This is a genomic window from Caldicoprobacter guelmensis (assembly GCF_016908415.1).
Classification (GTDB): Bacteria; Bacillota; Clostridia; order Caldicoprobacterales; family Caldicoprobacteraceae; genus Caldicoprobacter; species Caldicoprobacter guelmensis.
Window position 1 is genome coordinate 1 of the sequence record NZ_JAFBDW010000020.1, and the last position, 1073, is coordinate 1073.

1 protein-coding gene is annotated in these 1073 nt (G+C 54.9%); it reads left to right on the forward strand.

All coding sequences use genetic code 11. From position 1 onward, the window contains the following. Positions 1–1071 (forward strand): elongation factor Tu (tuf, locus tag JOD02_RS11380; protein WP_204489641.1); only part of this gene is annotated, 1071 nt, incomplete at its 5' end. Positions 1072–1073 lie beyond the last annotated feature (2 nt).

Genomic DNA, 1073 nt, shown 5'->3' on the forward strand with positions numbered 1-1073 from the left:
GAGGATATTGACAAGGCGCCGGAGGAGAAGGAGAGGGGAATAACGATTAACACGGCGCACGTGGAGTATGAGACCGACAAGAGGCACTATGCGCACGTGGACTGTCCTGGGCATGCCGACTATGTGAAGAACATGATAACTGGTGCGGCGCAGATGGACGGTGCGATACTGGTGGTATCGGCGGCGGATGGTCCGATGCCGCAGACCAGGGAGCACATACTGCTGGCCAGGCAGGTAGGGGTACCATACATTGTGGTATTTTTGAACAAGGTGGACATGGTAGACGACGAGGAGCTGCTTGAGCTGGTAGAGATGGAGGTAAGGGAGCTTTTGAATGAGTACGAATTTCCTGGGGATGAGGTACCGGTTATAAGGGGTTCGGCGTTGAAGGCGTTAGAGGCGGCGCAGAGCGGGGCGGATGTAGCGAACGATCCGTGGTGCAAGGCGATATTTGAGCTGATGGATGCGGTAGATGAGTATATACCGACGCCGCAGAGGGATGTAGACAAGCCGTTCCTGATGCCGATAGAGGACGTATTTTCGATAACAGGGCGTGGGACGGTAGCGACTGGCAGAGTAGAGAGGGGTAGGCTTAAGGTATCAGACACGGTGGAGATAGTAGGGTTTGCGGACAAGCCGAAGGCGACGGTAGTGACGGGGGTAGAGATGTTCAGGAAGGTGTTGGATGAGGCAGTAGCGGGAGACAACATAGGAGCGTTGTTGAGGGGAGTTCAGAAGGACGAGGTAGAGAGGGGGCAGGTATTGGCGCAGCCTGGGAGCATCAAGCCGCACACGGAGTTTTATGCGCAGGTGTATGTGTTGACGAAGGAAGAGGGAGGAAGGCACACGCCGTTTTTCAGTGGGTACAGGCCGCAGTTTTACTTTAGGACGACGGACGTGACGGGTGTGATAGAGCTGCCTGAGGGAGTAGAGATGGTGATGCCAGGTGACAACGTGAACATGAAGGTGAAGCTGATTACGCCCATAGCGATAGAGGAAGGGTTGAGGTTTGCTATAAGGGAAGGTGGCAGGACGGTAGGCGCTGGTGCCGTAACCAAAATCATCGAATGATG